The sequence below is a fragment of the Desulfomicrobium macestii genome (assembly GCF_014873765.1).
GTDB lineage: Bacteria > Desulfobacterota > Desulfovibrionia > Desulfovibrionales > Desulfomicrobiaceae > Desulfomicrobium > Desulfomicrobium macestii.
Genome location: NZ_JADBGG010000022.1, coordinates 1 through 15,136 on the forward strand (window position 1 = coordinate 1; position 15,136 = coordinate 15,136).

General features: G+C 53.7%; 14 protein-coding genes and 1 rRNA gene. 10 read left to right on the forward strand and 5 right to left on the reverse strand.

The genetic code is table 11. The annotated features are described in order from the left end of the window. Both rrf and H4684_RS13800 read left to right on the forward strand, forming a co-directional pair. A 5S ribosomal RNA gene (rrf, locus tag H4684_RS21355) occupies positions 1-77 on the forward strand; the annotation flags it as partial. Positions 78-101: 24 nt separating this feature from the next. Next, positions 102-608 (forward strand): DUF456 domain-containing protein, encoded by a 507-nt coding sequence (locus tag H4684_RS13800; protein ID WP_192624172.1) that lies wholly within the window; start codon positions 102-104, stop codon positions 606-608. 71 nt (positions 609-679) lie between these two features. On the opposite strand, the gene rnhA is transcribed toward H4684_RS13800, so the two are convergent. Continuing rightward, a complete protein-coding gene (gene rnhA / locus H4684_RS13805; RefSeq protein ID WP_192624173.1) occupies positions 680-1,156 on the reverse strand; it encodes a ribonuclease HI in 477 nt (158 codons plus the stop codon). A 99-nt stretch (positions 1,157-1,255) separates the two neighbouring features. Here rnhA and hflK point away from each other — a divergent pair, with 99 nt between their 5' ends. Together hflK and hflC are read left to right on the forward strand one after the other, a co-directional pair. After that, complete coding sequence (hflK, locus tag H4684_RS13810) at positions 1,256-2,338, forward strand: FtsH protease activity modulator HflK (protein WP_192624174.1); 1,083 nt, start codon at positions 1,256-1,258, stop codon at positions 2,336-2,338. Beyond that, entirely contained in the window at positions 2,338-3,186 is an 849-nt protein-coding gene (gene hflC / locus H4684_RS13815; protein ID WP_092194103.1) for a protease modulator HflC, read from the forward strand. The genes hflK and hflC overlap by 1 nt, the downstream gene beginning before the upstream one ends. Before the next feature lie 60 nt (positions 3,187-3,246). On the opposite strand, the gene purE is transcribed toward hflC, so the two are convergent. The 4 genes from purE to H4684_RS13835 are packed head-to-tail and all read right to left on the reverse strand — an operon-like array spanning position 3,247 to position 9,177. Next, entirely contained in the window at positions 3,247-3,729 is a 483-nt protein-coding gene (purE, locus tag H4684_RS13820) for a 5-(carboxyamino)imidazole ribonucleotide mutase (protein ID WP_092194105.1), read from the reverse strand. Then, positions 3,729-5,003 carry a phosphoribosylamine--glycine ligase gene (gene purD / locus H4684_RS13825; protein ID WP_192624175.1) on the reverse strand — a complete coding sequence of 425 codons (1,275 nt, stop codon included), beginning with the start codon at positions 5,001-5,003 and terminating at the stop codon, positions 3,729-3,731. The genes purE and purD overlap by 1 nt, the downstream gene beginning before the upstream one ends. A 40-nt stretch (positions 5,004-5,043) precedes the next feature. Then, positions 5,044-6,876 carry a DNA mismatch repair endonuclease MutL gene (mutL, locus tag H4684_RS13830; protein ID WP_192624176.1) on the reverse strand — a complete coding sequence of 611 codons (1,833 nt, stop codon included), beginning with the start codon at positions 6,874-6,876 and terminating at the stop codon, positions 5,044-5,046. 3 nt (positions 6,877-6,879) lie between these two features. Continuing rightward, a complete protein-coding gene (locus tag H4684_RS13835; RefSeq protein ID WP_192624177.1) occupies positions 6,880-9,177 on the reverse strand; it encodes an LPS-assembly protein LptD in 2,298 nt (765 codons plus the stop codon). A gap of 328 nt (positions 9,178-9,505) precedes the next feature. Between H4684_RS13835 and H4684_RS13840 the strand changes: the two genes are divergently transcribed. The 6 genes from H4684_RS13840 to dsrP are packed head-to-tail and all read left to right on the forward strand — an operon-like array spanning position 9,506 to position 15,062. After that, the gene (locus tag H4684_RS13840) at positions 9,506-10,024 is read left to right on the forward strand and encodes an RsbRD N-terminal domain-containing protein (RefSeq protein ID WP_192624178.1); all 519 of its coding nucleotides are present in this window, start codon (positions 9,506-9,508) and stop codon (positions 10,022-10,024) included. A gap of 51 nt (positions 10,025-10,075) precedes the next feature. Further along, a complete protein-coding gene (gene dsrM / locus H4684_RS13845; protein WP_192624179.1) occupies positions 10,076-11,089 on the forward strand; it encodes a sulfate reduction electron transfer complex DsrMKJOP subunit DsrM in 1,014 nt (337 codons plus the stop codon). Beyond that, positions 11,089-12,720, forward strand: coding sequence for a sulfate reduction electron transfer complex DsrMKJOP subunit DsrK (gene dsrK / locus H4684_RS13850; protein WP_092194117.1), 1,632 nt, complete (start codon positions 11,089-11,091; stop codon positions 12,718-12,720). The genes dsrM and dsrK overlap by 1 nt, the downstream gene beginning before the upstream one ends. Beyond that, positions 12,720-13,106, forward strand: a complete 387-nt coding sequence (gene dsrJ / locus H4684_RS13855; RefSeq protein ID WP_192624180.1) for a sulfate reduction electron transfer complex DsrMKJOP subunit DsrJ — start codon at positions 12,720-12,722, stop codon at positions 13,104-13,106. Before dsrK ends, dsrJ begins: the two co-directional genes overlap by 1 nt. Further along, on the forward strand, positions 13,103-13,897 hold the full coding sequence (gene dsrO / locus H4684_RS13860; RefSeq protein WP_192624181.1) for a sulfate reduction electron transfer complex DsrMKJOP subunit DsrO: 795 nt from the start codon (positions 13,103-13,105) through the stop codon (positions 13,895-13,897). Before dsrJ ends, dsrO begins: the two co-directional genes overlap by 4 nt. A 10-nt stretch (positions 13,898-13,907) precedes the next feature. Continuing rightward, a complete protein-coding gene (gene dsrP, locus H4684_RS13865) occupies positions 13,908-15,062 on the forward strand; it encodes a sulfate reduction electron transfer complex DsrMKJOP subunit DsrP (RefSeq protein ID WP_192624182.1) in 1,155 nt (384 codons plus the stop codon). Positions 15,063-15,136: the final 74 nt, after the last annotated feature.

Below are 15,136 nucleotides of genomic sequence, written 5' to 3' on the forward strand. Positions count from 1 at the left end.
TCCGAACTCGGAAGTTAAGACCTCCAGCGCCGATGATACTGCAAGTTCACTTGTGGGAAAGTAGGTCGTCGCCAGGACTTTTTTATTCTCTTCTCCACACAATGAGTATCACTCTCGCCATCCTCACCTTTCTTCTGCTTGTCCTCGCTTTCTTCACCCATATTTTTTCTTTTCCGGCAAACTGGTTCATCATCCTGATTTTGGGTGCCTGGTCCTGGATTACTCCTGAATCTCCCCTTACATTGACCACTTTTTTGGTTTTCGTTGCTGTTGCCTTTCTTGGCGAGTGCATCGAGTTTGCCTTGCAAGCCGTCGGCGCTCGCAAATATGGTGCGTCTTCCTCGGGGAACTGGGGTGCCTTTGCCGGTGCCATCTTTGGAGCGATTCTTGGAGCCCCTTTTTTTCTTGGCCTTGGCGCCCTTTTAGGCGCGGTAGGCGGGGCTTATTTGGGTTGTCTTGGAGTTGAGCTGATGAACCATCGCCCGTTTGTCGAGGCCAAGAAAGCGGCTTTGGGCGCCATGATTGGCAAGGTTCTTGGCTTGGCTGTCAAAATAGGGATAGGCATCGCGTTTCTTGTCCACGCATTCGAACTGCTCTTCCGGGTTTGAAAATTTCGGAGTGGTCTCTAAAAAGTTCGTTTTTTTTTAGAGTTTTGCAGTGACGATTAGGGATGGACATGTCATATATTCCCGGAATATCCTTCATCAATTTCGCGATCATAAGCTTTGGCCGCATTCTTGGCCAATTCGTCACAGCGTTCGTTTTCCGGGTTTCCATCGTGAGCTTTCACCCAGTGGAATATCACCTTGTGTTTTTTTAACAAAGCCAGGAGCTGCTCCCAAAGGTCCCTGTTCTTGACAGGTTTTTTGGCCGAGGTCAGCCAGCCGTTCTTTATCCAGGACTGAATCCATTTTTTGGATATGGCGTCGCACACATAGCGCGAATCTGAATGGATATGCACGGTGCACGGCCTTTTTAGGTGCTCCAGGGCATGAATAACTCCCCGGATTTCCATGCGATTGTTCGTGGTTTCAATGTACCCTCGGCTCAGTTCCTTTCTCGAATCGGCCCACAGGAGCACTGCGCCCCAGCCACCCGGACCAGGGTTGCCCAGGCTTGAGCCGTCGGTATAGATAGTAATCAATGTATCGCTCACGTTATCCTCATTTTTATTGTTTGGCAGGTTGATGCGATTATCCAGGCGTTGTCCACGATTCCTTGACCTTGCGGTGGGAGTCTTTTACGAAGGAGCACTATGAATTGGGACTGGGAAAAACTACAAGAAAAACGACAGAGGCAGTCTGGCCCCATGCCTGGGCCGGATCTTGGTGATTTAAACGAAAAAGTCAAACAGTTTAAACAGATGAATTTGCCAGGTTGGCGAATCATCTTGCTTGTGGCCCTTTTGTTCTGGCTCGGGAGCGGTATCTATATCGTTCAGCCGGATGAAGTTGGCGTTGTCAAACGCTTTGGTGCCTATGAACGCACCACTGAACCTGGACCGCATTATCGGCTGCCTTTTCCGTTTGAATCCGTGCTGACTCCTCAAGTCACCAAGATTCAGCGGCTTGAAGTTGGATTTCGTGGGAGCACCGCCTTTACCGTAGGTTCAGGTGTCCAGGTACGGCAGGTCCCAGAGGAATCCCTGATGCTCACCGGCGACGAAAATATCGTCGACGTCCAGTTCATCGTTCAGTTCCTGATCGATAACGCACAGGACTATCTGTTCAACGTCGCCAATCAGGATAAAACTGTCAAGGATGCTGCCGAAGCGGCCATGCGTGAAGTCATCGGCTATAACAAGATCGATGCCGCCCTCACCGATGACAAGCTGACCATCCAGAATGACACGCGTGATCTGCTGCAAAAAATCCTGGACAGCTACAAGATCGGCATCAGGGTTGTCGCCGTTCAGTTGCAGGATGTTCATCCTCCTCGCCAGGTCATTGACGCCTTCAAGGATGTCGCCAGCGCCAAAGAGGACAAGAGCCGTTTCATCAATGAGGCGGAAGCCTACGAGAATGATCTGGTTCCACGCACGCGAGGTGAGGCCGCAGCCATCATGAACCAAGCGCAGGCTTACAAGGAAACCAAGATCCTGCAGTCCAAGGGTGACAGCGATCGTTTTCTTTTTGTCCTTGAAGAATACCGGAAAGCAAAGGACATCACCAAAAAGCGCATTTATCTTGAAACAATGGAAGAGATCCTTTCCAGGCCCGAAGTGGAGAAAATTATTATCTCTAATGATTCCATGCAGCGGGTATTCCCCTATTTGCCTTTGCAGCGCTCCGGAAAGGCTGCCGTGAACGGCCAGGGTAAAGACGGAGGAGTGAACTGATGAGATCAATTCAATTTGCAATAGCCGGAATAGGCATAGCTGTTTTCATTCTGCTGCAATGTGTTTTTGTGGTTGATCAGACTGAGCGAGCTATCGTCTTGCAGCTGGGTAAACCTGTCGGCAATGCTGACTATGAACCTGGCCTGCATTTCAAGCTTCCTTTTGTTCAGAATGTCATATTTTTTGATTCCAGGGTTCTCGAATACGATGCACCTGCTGCAGAAATTCTTACCCAGGATAAGAAAAACATGGTTGTTGACAACTTTTCCAGATGGAGGATTGTCAATCCCCTTTTGTTTTATCAAAAAGTTCGAAGTGTACAAAATGGCTTGTCCCGCATTGATGATATTGTTTACTCACAGTTGCGCGAAGCCTTGGGCCGTTATACGCTCACCGAAATCGTGGCCGTTGAGCGATCCACAATCATGGACGAAGTGACAACAAAATCTAACGTACTGTTGGGTGAATACGGGATTCACATCATTGATGTGCGCATCAAGCGGACGGATTTGCCCCAGGAAAACCAGCTTGCGATCTATGGCCGCATGAAGGCCGAACGTGAACGCCAAGCCAAGCAGTATCGCTCCGAAGGCCGGGAAGAGGCCACCAAGATCACGACCCTGGCGGATCGCCAGCGGGCTGTCATTCTGGCCGATGCTCGCCGTGCCGCCGAGGCTACCCGAGGCGAGGGCGAAGCCGCCGCAACGGCCATCTATGCACAGGCCCTGTCCCAGGACCCTGACTTCTATGAATTCGTGCGAACCATGGATGCTTACAAGAAGACCATGAAGGATCAGACCCAGTTTGTCCTGACACCGCAGAGCGAGTTCTTCAAGTACCTCCAATAAGATAATAAATAAGCACAAAAAAAGGCGGCCCGCAGGTCGCCTTTTTTTGTGCTTTTGATCTTACAGGGTTTTTGCGTCTTCTTCCACCTGCTCGATCATCTTACGCCGTTCCTCAAGTATCCGTTTCGTAAGCTCAGGATCGTGGAGGGCCAGAATCTGGGCTGCAAGCCAGGCCGCGTTGCGTGCTCCGACCTTGTCCAGAGCCAGTGTGCCAACAGGAAATCCGGGGGGCATCTGAACGGTGGCCAGCAGCGCATCCCAGCCTCCCAGCGATGACGCGGAAATTGGTATCCCAAGGACCGGACGCACCGTTTTGGCCGCAACAGCACCTGCCAGATGAGCGGCAAGGCCGGCAGCGCAGATAAAGACCTGAACCCCGTCTTCCTCCAGCTCCTTGATCAGGCGGGAGGTGCGCTCCGGTGTACGATGAGCTGACGTGATGGTGAAGGTGCAGGAAATTCCCAGTTTTTCCAGGACATCCGCGCAAGGGCGTACTGTGCTCTCGTCGGATTTGCTTCCCATGAAGATTGCTACCTGTGGCATCATGACCTCCTTAATCCCTTGTTAGCGATATCTTTGCGATAATAGCTGTTTTCAAAATGGATTTTGTCCACCGCCTGGTAAGCCCGCTCACGCGCTTGACGTAGGTTCGTGCCCAGGGCTGTGACGCCCAGGACCCGGCCGCCGCTGCTGACGGGAATGCCGTCTTGCAACTGTGTGCCGGCCTGGAAGACTTTGACGGATTCGATCTGCTCCGCGGCTTCGATGCCGTTGATGGCCATTCCCTTGGGATAACTTTGCGGGTAGCCCAGAGCGGCCATCACGACACAGCAGCTGGTCTCCTCGTGGAACTCCACCAGCTCTGGAGCAAGGGTGCCGTTCACGCAAGCAAGCATGATTTCTACCAGATCAGATTTGAGCCTGGCCATGAGCGGCTGACATTCGGGATCACCGAAGCGGACATTATACTCCAGCACCATAGTGCCCTGCTCGGTGATCATCAAGCCGGCATAGAGAACGCCTTTGAAGGGCTGGCCAATGGACGCCAGATGTCTGGTAATAGGACGGATGGCCAGATCGGCCATGGCCTGGTAACGCTCCTGCGGCAGAATGGGGGCGGGGCTGTAGGCTCCCATGCCGCCGGTGTTGAGGCCGGTGTCGTCGTCCCCGATGCGCTTGTGGTCCTGCAACGAAGGCATGGGCACGATCGTGGTTCCGTCGCAAAAAGCCATGAAAGAAGCTTCCTCGCCGATCAAGGCCTCTTCGACCACGACTGTTTGTCCGGCCTCTCCGAACACCTGCGTGACCATCATGTCCCTTAGGGCCTCTTCTGCTTCGTCCATGCTTTGGGCGATGACCACGCCTTTTCCGGCAGCCAGGCCGTCAGCCTTGATGACCATGGGCAGGGAGTGCCCGCGCACATATTCCAGAGCCCGCTCATGACTATCGAAGACTTGGAAGTCTGCTGTCGGTACTCCGGTTTCCCGCATCATGTTTTTGGCGAATGCCTTGGAGCCTTCCAATTGAGCGTCAAAAGTGCACGGGCCGAAACAAGGGATATTTACCGCTTTCAGGGCCTCGTTCAGCCCAAGGACAAGGGGTAGTTCCGGTCCGGCGACGACAAGCCCTATTTGGTTGTCGCGGGCAAAAGCGACAATGCCTTCCACGTCGTTATCCTTGAGTGGGACGTTGGTGCCCAGAAGGGCGGTTCCACCATTGCCCGGCGCTATGAACAATTTGTCCAGAAGCGGACTTTGACTGATCTTCCATGCCAGGGCGTGTTCCCGTCCACCGGCTCCAACTATAAGAATATTCAAACAATCCTCCTGTGGTCCAATTCTGATGGAAATGAGCGCTCTAGGAGCGGCGTTTAAACAATTTTTCCAGATCGCTTACACCCCACCGCAGCGCAACCGGGCGGCCATGCGGGCAGTAATTTTTTTCCGGCAGTTTTTGCCATGATTCGACAAGCGCCATCGCCTCGTCCGGCGTGAGGGTGTCTCCGGCCTTGATAGCGGCTTTGCAGGCCATCATCGCCCAGAGATCTTCCATGGAGGTGGCCTTCTCGGTCAGGATGTCCTGCAGAAATTCCTTGGCCTTGGATGGTGTCAGGAGCGTCGGAATGGAATGCAGCATCAGGAGTCCCGGGGCCAGTTCAAGAGAAAACCCCAGCTCGTCGAGTTTTGTCCAGATTTCCTGCGCCAGGATCGCCTGCGCGGGATGAAGAGAAATTTCGAGGGGAAGGAGAAGCGGCCGTCTGTCGCCGCGCGTGCCTTGGGCGCGCAGCATGTTGAAGAGGACACGTTCGTGGGCCGCGTGCTGGTCGATAAGCGTGATTTCGTTGCGTGCGGCAAGGATCAGGTATGTTTGGGAAAATTGTCCCAGATATCGCACTTCCGACGTTACGGGAGCTTTTGGATCGCTCGCCGGGCCTGAAGGTGGCTGGATCGCGGGTGCGAGTCGACTTGGCTGGTCGGCTTCAGGGAAAGCGCCGTCCGGGGTTTCGAAGAGTTTTTGCGCTGCAGCCGAGGATGCGAATTTTGTGGGCCAATCCTGGTCATAGAGGGGGAGATCCGGTCCCGTTTCAACCTGCGCCTGGGCGGATGCGGAAAAACGAGGCTCCATCACGGGCAAAGTCGTATGCACCTGGCTTATGGAAAGCGCCTGGGGGTGATCAACGGTCTGCGTCTGATGGGAATTGCGTTCCAAGGTCAGAAGGACGGCTCTGCGAACGATCCGGAAAATGGAGCCGTCGTCCTGAAAACGAACTTCGGTTTTGGCCGGATGCACGTTCACATCGACCTCCTCCGGGGGGATGCACAGAAAAATGACCGCCTGCGGATACTCCTTGCCAAGAATTCTTCCCCGGTACGCTTCGCGGATGGCGCTCAGGATCGTCTTGTCCTGAACAGGGCGGCCGTTGACGTAGATAAGAATGCGGTCCGGGCGGGCCTGGGCCATGGCGGGGTCGCCGACAAGTCCGTGAATGGACAGCGGCTCATCCTCATGGCTGACTGCATGCATGGATTCGACAACTTCTCTTGGCCAGATGGCCGCAAGTCGCTGCGCGACTTCCTGGCCTGCCAGGAAGCGGTGTACGCTGCGTTCAGCATTCAGGAATTCAAAATCTACATGGGGGTTGGCAAGTGCGATGCGAGCTACAAGTTCGGCGCATTTGCGTGTCTCGGTGCCTGGTTTTTTCAGGAATTTGAGGCGGGCCGGGACGTTGGAGAAAAGATCGCTGACCTCTATTTCCGTCCCTTGGGGCATGGCGGTTTTGTCCTGACGCACAATGCGCCCATGCAAAACTTCCAGGACCCCGCCATCGCCATCCTGGCGGGCGGAGGCAATGCGAAAGCGGGAGACCGAAGCTATGCTTGGCAAGGCTTCTCCGCGAAATCCGAAGCTTTTTATGTCCTGTAGGTCCTGAAGGTTTTCCAATTTGCTGGTGGCGTGGCGCGTCACGGCAAGTTCAAGCTGCTCTTCCGGGATGCCGAATCCGTTGTCACTGACTTTGATGGATGATTGTCCACCGTCCCGGATTTGAATGCGGATTCGGGTCGCGCCCGCATCCAGGGAGTTCTCGACAAGTTCCTTCAGGACGCTGGAGGGCCGTTCGACGACTTCGCCGGCAGCGATCTGGTTCTGTAACTCGGGAGGCAGGAGGCGGATCTGTTTTTTCGGATGCATGTCTTAACGGCCCAATGATCCCAATTGTGCGAGGATGACACGAAATTCGAAGCGGGAGTCCTCGTCGGTTTGGCTCCATGATGTTTCAGCGGAGAAGCACTGGTGGTCATAGCGCAATGTCAGTCTTTTTTCCAGATCGGTGCTGGCTTCCCAATCGACGCGGTACAAAAAAGCGGCGCTCCATTGATTGTTTATGGCAATCCCGCCGCCGAAAGAGGCGATGCGCTGGCGCTCTTGTTCCTGCCGCAGATATTCGTCGATCTCTTCAAGAAAATCCAGGCCGAACGAGGCGTACAAAACATCGTCGTAGTAGGCTGAAAGGGAGTGTTCATGCTCGCTGATCCGGCTTTCGTACGTGGAGAACCAGGTCTTGTTGTTCAGGTAAAGCCAAGGATTGATTCTGGTGGTCAAATCCGTCAACACGTCCGAAAAGGGACGGTTGGGGTACTCGTCCGTGTCGTCGTTCCGTCTTTCTTCCCGGAGGCTGTAGGACTGTTCAAATCGCAGTCTCGCCATTTCAAAGAAGTCCATTTGCAGACCAGGCTGTCCCTGTTCTTCAGGACTTGGCTGCCATTTTCCTGTTTTGCAGGTGAAAATATTCGTAATGGAGTATTTGAGCTCGTTTTTTGCGTCGATCCGATCAGTTTCATCAAAATAGGGATATTTTTCCTGCTCGGAATAGGGGATATAATTGTATTCCAGACGCGGCTGAAGAGCATGTTTCAATTTCAGCCATGTCGGAGTTTGTGCATCTTTATCGATGCTGCTTTCTTCATTAATGGTAAAAATTTTAGAAAATTCGGTGTAGGCCGTTGTGGAAAAATCAGGAAGAAATCTTGTCTGAGTACTCTTGTCCGTGTCGACATTGTCATCATCACCTTCAAATCGCTGTATGAAATAGCTTGTACTGCGCATGCCTGCTTTTGGAATTATGGATCCATATTCAAAGTGCATCGGCATGCCGATTATCGGATGAATATCAAAACGGTTGCCTGTAGTCCCGTATTCTCTCCAAAATGAGGCCAGCTGTGAACTTCCTTCAACGGTCAGTGGCGTGTCAAACAGCTGCGTCTGATATAAATGAAGGTTGAGTTCAGGGAGCCTCTGCAGCGTGGGGTCGGAGGCTCTTTGTTTTTCGGTGAGGTTATTATTGCTGCCGTATTCAAGATTCTGCGTGTATTCCAGAAGTCCTTGGAAGCCTATGTCGCCCCAGTTGCGGCTCAGGAGGGCACGGTTGGTCCGCAGATTGCTGTCGCTGTCTTCGATGTCGCGACCAAAATATTGAAGAAAATCACGACGGCTTTTGTTGAAACCGGAGTATCCGCGCGAAAATTCACGCAGGTAATCCTGATCAGAAACCATATCCAGATCGAATTTGATATTCCAGTCAGGCTCGCCGAGGTAGCCGTCGAATTTGCCGCGAGCCCACCAGCGATTGCGGTTTTCACGCGCCATGTCGGCGTTGTCGCTGTAAAGCGACTCGCTTTCGGTCTGCTGGTCATAGAGATAATCGAGCTTCCAGATTCCCTTGCTGTGGATGTCGGGCACCATGCGGTATTCGGCGCCGAGCATGAGGCCCTTGCTGGTCATGAGGTGCGAATAGAGCGTGACGTCCTGCTCTTCGTCGATGACCTGATAATAGGGCTGGTCGTAGGTGATGCCGAGGCGGTCGCTGGTGCCGATTTCCGGGAGGAGAAAGCCGCTTTGTCTTTTGGTCTTGACGGGTATCACCGCGTAGGGCGCGGCAAGAACGGGCTGATCGAGAATCTGAAAACGGGGCGTCCAGAGGTGTGCATAGCCGTCCACCGTGATGTCGCCTCGTGACGACTTGATCGACCAGGCCGGCCGGTCTCCATCGCAGACCGTGATGGTGGCTTCGCGAAATTCGTACGTGTCTTGGCCTGTTTTTTTGAGAACCGCGCCTTCAAAATACATATGCGGGTCTTGCATGAAGATCCGGCCGTTCTTGAGCCATCCGGTATTCGTGTTGAGATCGAACTCCGCTTCCTCGGCCTTCAGGAAATCGCCTTGAAATCTGGCGTCGACATTGCCCTTGAGAAAGACCCATTTCGTGGACTGATAATAACGCGCATAATCGGCACGGATGTAGTCGCTACCCCTGTCCAGCACGACGTTTCCAAATGCTTCAAGGTACTGGTTGTCGTGGCTTGCGGCCGTCTTGTCGGCCAGCAGGCGCCAGGACTGGGGAGCCTCGTCCTGCGCGGCGGCCGGGGCAAGAACGGACAAGGCCAGCAAGGAGGTGACGCAAAGCAGGGAAATGAAAAGAATTCGCAGCTTCATGGATACGCCGTTGAATGGTCGAAAGTTGGTGTGGATGTGGCGGCACAGGTAGCATAGGCGACGCTGGATGCCTAGTCCGAAGTGTGCATGCACCCCACTGGGGGAGTTGACTAATCGCATCATTTGATGGTTGAGACCCGGCAGCAGCAAGGTCGATTAACGTATTGGATTCATGACCAAGTTTGGGGCGCCTCCTTGTCTCATTTTTCACAAACAGCTTGACCTTGATGGGGAGGTGATTTAAGAACCCCGCAAATCTGTCCTGTTCTTCCAACGCGTTGCGCGGTCAACCGGCAAATAGTATAACACGCTGTGATTTAAGGTATTTATGGAACTACACAAATTTTTGGCCGACAACCATCACGTCATTTGTGCTCTATGGTCAGAGGCTATCATCAAGACCTATCCTGAAGAGGGCGCCAAGTTTTTTTCCGGATCTTCCAACCAGTTCGCCAATCCCGTGGGACATACTTTTCGCAACAACGTCGAGCGCATATATAAGGTACTGCTCAGCGATGCGGACGTTGATGAGTGCTCCACCGATCTCGACGGAATCTTGCGCATCAGAGCTGTGCAAGGCTTCGCTCCGTCTGTTGCGCTGTGTTTTCTTCCTGCCCTCAAGGAGATAGTTCTCCGTCAGCTTGAGAAGACTTGTCCTGCCCTAGAAGCTAGCGCCATGCTGCATGACTGGAACACTCGTGTCGATAGACTGACAATGCTCGGATTTGATCTTTACATGAATTGCAGAGAGCTTCTTTGGAAGCAAAAAGCGAATCAGTTATATAGTAGAACTCATAAATTGCTTGAGAGGGCTAATTTATTGAAAGACGAGGAGGTAGCGGGGTAGTGTCCGTTAAGTATATTTTTTGTGTTAACCCTTTAGCGAGGTAAAAGGTACATGAAAGCTCTTTACTCCCTTTTCCTGGTCTTTGCCCTCGCGGCATTAGCCCTAGTGGGCGCCGGGGCGTTGGGTATGGAAAAAGCCTTTGGGCTGTACATACCCTTCCTGGCAGTCGCGGTTTTTGTGGTGGGATTCTGTATGAGAGTTGTGGATTGGGGGAAATCGGCTGTGCCGTTTTGTATCCCCACTACATGCGGCCAGCAGGAGTCCCTGCCATGGATCAAGCAGAGCACCATCGAAAATCCATCCACCACGGGCGGCGTCGTGATGCGGATGCTTTTGGAAGTGTTGTTGTTCAGGTCGCTGTTTCGCAATACCAAGGTTGATCTGCATGAAGGTACAAGGGTTACCTACAGCTCAAGCAAATGGTTGTGGCTTGGCGCCTTGGCTTTCCACTATTCCTTTTTGACCATTGTCCTGCGGCATATGCGCTTTTTCACAGAGCCGGTGCCAGGCATTATCGCCGGCATTGAAGCCATGGACAGCATGCTGCAGATCGGCGCTCCGACGCTCTATCTTACCGACGTCGTGTTTGTCGCCGCCGTGACCTATCTTTTTGTGCGCCGCGTAGTGGTTCCCCAGATCCGTTACATATCTTTGGTGCAGGATTACTTTCCGCTGTTCCTGATTCTCGGCATCGCCTTTTCGGGAATTTTCATGCGGTATTTCGCCAAGGTCGACATCATTTCCGTCAAGCAGCTGGCCATGGGGCTGGTGACATTTTCCTGGGTCGTTCCGGAAGGGATCGGGGTGATGTTCTACATCCACATGTTCCTGGTTTCCGTCCTGCTGGCCTATTTTCCGCTCAGCAAACTCATGCATATGGGCGGCGTGTTCCTTTCGCCCACGCGCAACATGAACTGTGCTTCCAGAAAGTTCAGGCACATCAACCCCTGGAAGTTCGAGAACGTTCATTATCACACATATGAAGAATACGAGGACGAATTCCGTGAGAAGATGGTCGACAAGGATCTTCCCGTGGACAAGCCTCTAGCAGAAGGAGCCGAGTAATGTCTGATCTGCCACGCCCTGAAGCGCTTTTTGCGAATATCGACTACACTCCGCCCAAGGCGGACTGGATGGACGTGCCGGTGGAGATCAAACCCGGCCGGTACTGTTACGCAGCCAACCCGGACAGCGTGAACTACGTGGGTCTGCCTCATGCCCGCAAGTGGAATCCTCTCGACGACGACTGGAAACTCCCGGAGAACTGGCAGGAAATCATCTTTAACGGTCTGCGCGAGCGTCTGCAGAAGTACCGCTCGTTCAAGATTTTCATGGACATCTGCGTGCGTTGCGGCGCTTGCGCGGACAAATGTCATTTCTTCATCGGGTCCGGTGATCCGAAGAACATGCCTGTGCTGCGCGCAGAGCTGCTGCGTTCCGTCTATCGCGGCGAATTCACGACCTTCGGCAAGATCCTTGGCCGGTTTGCCGGTGGGCGCAAGCTGACTCCCGAGGTCCTCAAGGAATGGTGGTACTATTTCTTCCAGTGTTCCGAGTGCCGCCGCTGTTCCGTCTTCTGTCCTTACGGCATTGATACCGCCGAGGTGACAATCATCGGCCGCGAACTCCTGAACCTGCTGGGCCTCAACATCGACTGGATCGCCACTCCGGTGGCCAATTGCTACCGCACGGGCAACCATCTTGGCATCCAGCCGCACGCTTTCTTCGACATGATCGACTTTTTCTGTGACGACATCGAAGATATCACCGGTATCCGTCCAGAGCCTTCGTTCAACAAGAAGGGCGCCGACATTCTCTTCATCACCCCCTCCGGAGACGTTTTCGCCGATCCGGGTACCTATACCTGCATGGGCTACCTCATGCTGTTCGAGTACCTGAAGCGCGAATACGGCCTGGACGTGACCTGGTCCACCTACGCTTCCGAGGGCGGAAACTTTGGTTTCTTCACCTCCCATGAGACCATGAAACGCCTCAACTCCAAGATGTACATGGAAGCCGACCGCTTGGGCGTGAAATGGATTCTTGGCGGTGAATGCGGTCACATGTGGCGCGTCATCCATCAGTACATGGACACGTTGAACGGGCCCGAATTCCAGCATTCGCGCATGGAAGTGCCCTCCAATCCGATTACCGGAACGGTGTTCAAGAATGCGGCCAGCACCAAGATGGTCCACATCGCCGAATTCACGGCGGACCTGATCAAGCACGGCAAGCTTAATCTGAACAAGAAGCGCAACGCCAACATTCACCTGACTTGGCATGACTCCTGTAACCCCGCTCGCGGCATGGGGCTTCTCGACGAACCCCGTTTCGTCGCCAAGAGCGTTGTCGAGAAGTTCACCGAAATGCCTGAGGGCACCATCCGCGAGCAGACCTTCTGCTGCGGTGGCGGCGCCGGTCTGAATGCCGGTGAGAACGACGAATTGCGCATGATGGGCGGACTGCCCCGCGCCAATGCCGTCAAGTATGTCCATGACAAATACGGCGTGAACATGCTCGGATGCGTCTGCGCCATCGACCGGGCTGTACTGCCCAATTCCATGCAGTACTGGGTACCGGAAGTCGATGTTTGCGGCTTGCATGAACTTGTTGCCAATGCCCTGGTCTTTCCTGGTGAAAAGGAACGCGAAACCGATCTGCGCGGTGAAGACCTGCCCGGGATGGAGGATGAATAATGTACGACAAGAATAAAATTCTGATCGGTCTTGCCGTGTTCGTGGTCTTCATGACCTATCCGTTTTGGAACAACATCGGCAGCGCCGCATATCAAAGACCCGAGTTGGAAAAGCCCAAGAACGCCAAGGACTGTGTGGAAAGCGTGGAATTCATGCGCGCCGAGCACATGGCCATGCTCAACAACTGGCGCGATGAAGTCGTCCGCAGTGGGGAGCATGAATACCACTCCACGGCCAACCATCAGGTTTTCCAGAAGAGTCTGACCAAGACTTGCATGAAGTGCCATGAGAACAAGGATCAGTTCTGCGACAAATGCCATGCGACCGTTTCGGTGAACCCCTACTGCTGGGATTGTCATGTTGATCCGAAGGGGGAGAAGAAATGAAAACACAGCGTAGAAACTTTCTGAAGATCGCCGCCATGGCTGTTCTGGGATGGGGCGTGCGCCCTGCTTCGGAACTCATGGCCGCAGGCGGCGGAACCGCGAGCGAAGGCCTTCTCTTTGCTTCCCGGCACAAGGTTCATGCCGGGCCCAACACGCTTACGGCTTCGCGCTGGGCCATGGTCATCGATACCGCCAAACTCAACGAAAAGGTGATGGAAGACATCGTGCACACGTGTCACTCCATTCACAACGTCCCGACCATTCCGGGAAATCAGAACATCAAGTGGATTTGGGAAACGCACATGGATCATCTTTTCCTTGAAGATCTCCATGAGTATCAGCCCGAAGCGGGAGCCAAATCCGCGTTGGCCCTGTGCAACCATTGCGACAATCCTCCCTGTGTGCGCGTGTGCCCGACAAAGGCCACATTCCAGCGCGAAGACGGCATCGTCATGATGGACTTTCACCGCTGCATCGGATGCCGTTATTGCATGGCCGGCTGTCCCTACGGTTCACGGAGCTTCAACTTCATGGATCCGCGCAAGCATTTGGAAACGACAAATCCCGACTTTCCCACGCGGACCAAGGGCGTTGTTGAAAAATGCGAGTTCTGTGCTGAACGTTTGGCTGAAGGCAAGATGCCCGCCTGTGTCGAGGTTTCCGAAGGCGCGTTGGCCTTCGGCGATTTGGCCGACCCTGAATCCGAAGTGCGCAAGCTTCTTGCAGAGCGTTTTTCCATCAGGCGTAGTCCGACCCTTGGAACCAAACCTTGTGTTTACTATCTCGTGTAAGGGGTGAGCCATGCTTGAAAAAGCCATAAATGGATCAAAAATTTATTGGGGTTGGATCGCCTTTTTGCTCCTGCTTATGAGCATCGGGGCTGCGTGTTACTGGCAACAGCTCTCGCACGGCCTGACAATCACGGGTATGAGCCGTGATGTCACCTGGGGTTTTTACATCGCGCAGTTCACCTTCCTGGTCGGCGTGGCCGCATCGGCCGTCATGCTGGTGATTCCGAAATACCTTCACAACTACCAGAAGTTCGGCAAGATTCTCATCCTTGGTGAGTTCAACGCCGTGGCCATGGTCATTTTGTGCCTGCTATTCATTGTCGCCGACCTCGGTTCTCCGCAGCGCCTGATGAACGTTCTCCTTCATCCCACACCCAACTCCGTGCTGTTTTGGGACATGGTGGTTCTGAACGGCTACCTGCTCATCAACATACTTGTGGGCTGGGTTACCCTTGAGGCCGAACGCAAACAGGTCGCGCCCCCCAAGTGGATCAAGTTCTTCATTTATCTGTCGATTCCGTGGGCTGTTTCCATCCATACGGTCACGGCCTTCCTGTATTGCGGTCTGCCCGGCCGCGGTTACTGGCTGACCGCCGTTCTGGCCGCGCGCTTCCTGGCATCAGCCTTCGCCGCAGGCCCCGCATTCCTGATTCTGGTGACGTATATCGCCAAGATCTTTACCGGCTTTGATCCCGGTAAGGGCGTACTGTCCACGCTTGGAAAGACAGTGGTCTACGCCATGTGCGTGAACCTCTTTCTGCTCCTGTGCGAAGTGTTCACGGTTTTCTACAGCCAGATTCCCTCGCACATGGCTCACCTTCAGTACCTGTTCGTCGGCTATCACGGACACGGAGTGCTGGTGCCCTGGATGTGGTCGGCCATGATCATGGCCGTTGTCGGTATCCTTATCCTGATCGATCCCAAGAACAGGGAGCAGGACAACCTGCTGATCATCGGCTGCCTGCTTATCTTCATCGGCGCCTGGATCGACAAGGGCCTGGGAATGATCGGTGGCGGCTTTGTGCCGAACCCGCTGCATGAGATCACCGAATATGTGCCCAGCCAGCTGGAGCTTGGCGTATCGTTGGGTATCTACGCCACGGGCTTCCTGGTTTTGACCATCCTCTACAAGGTCGCGATCGGCGTTAAGCAGGAAATCGAATAACAAGATAATCGCGGGCGTTATTTTTAGCGTCCGCGTTTCTTATTCCTTGAAATTAAAGGGTTAATTCCCTTTGT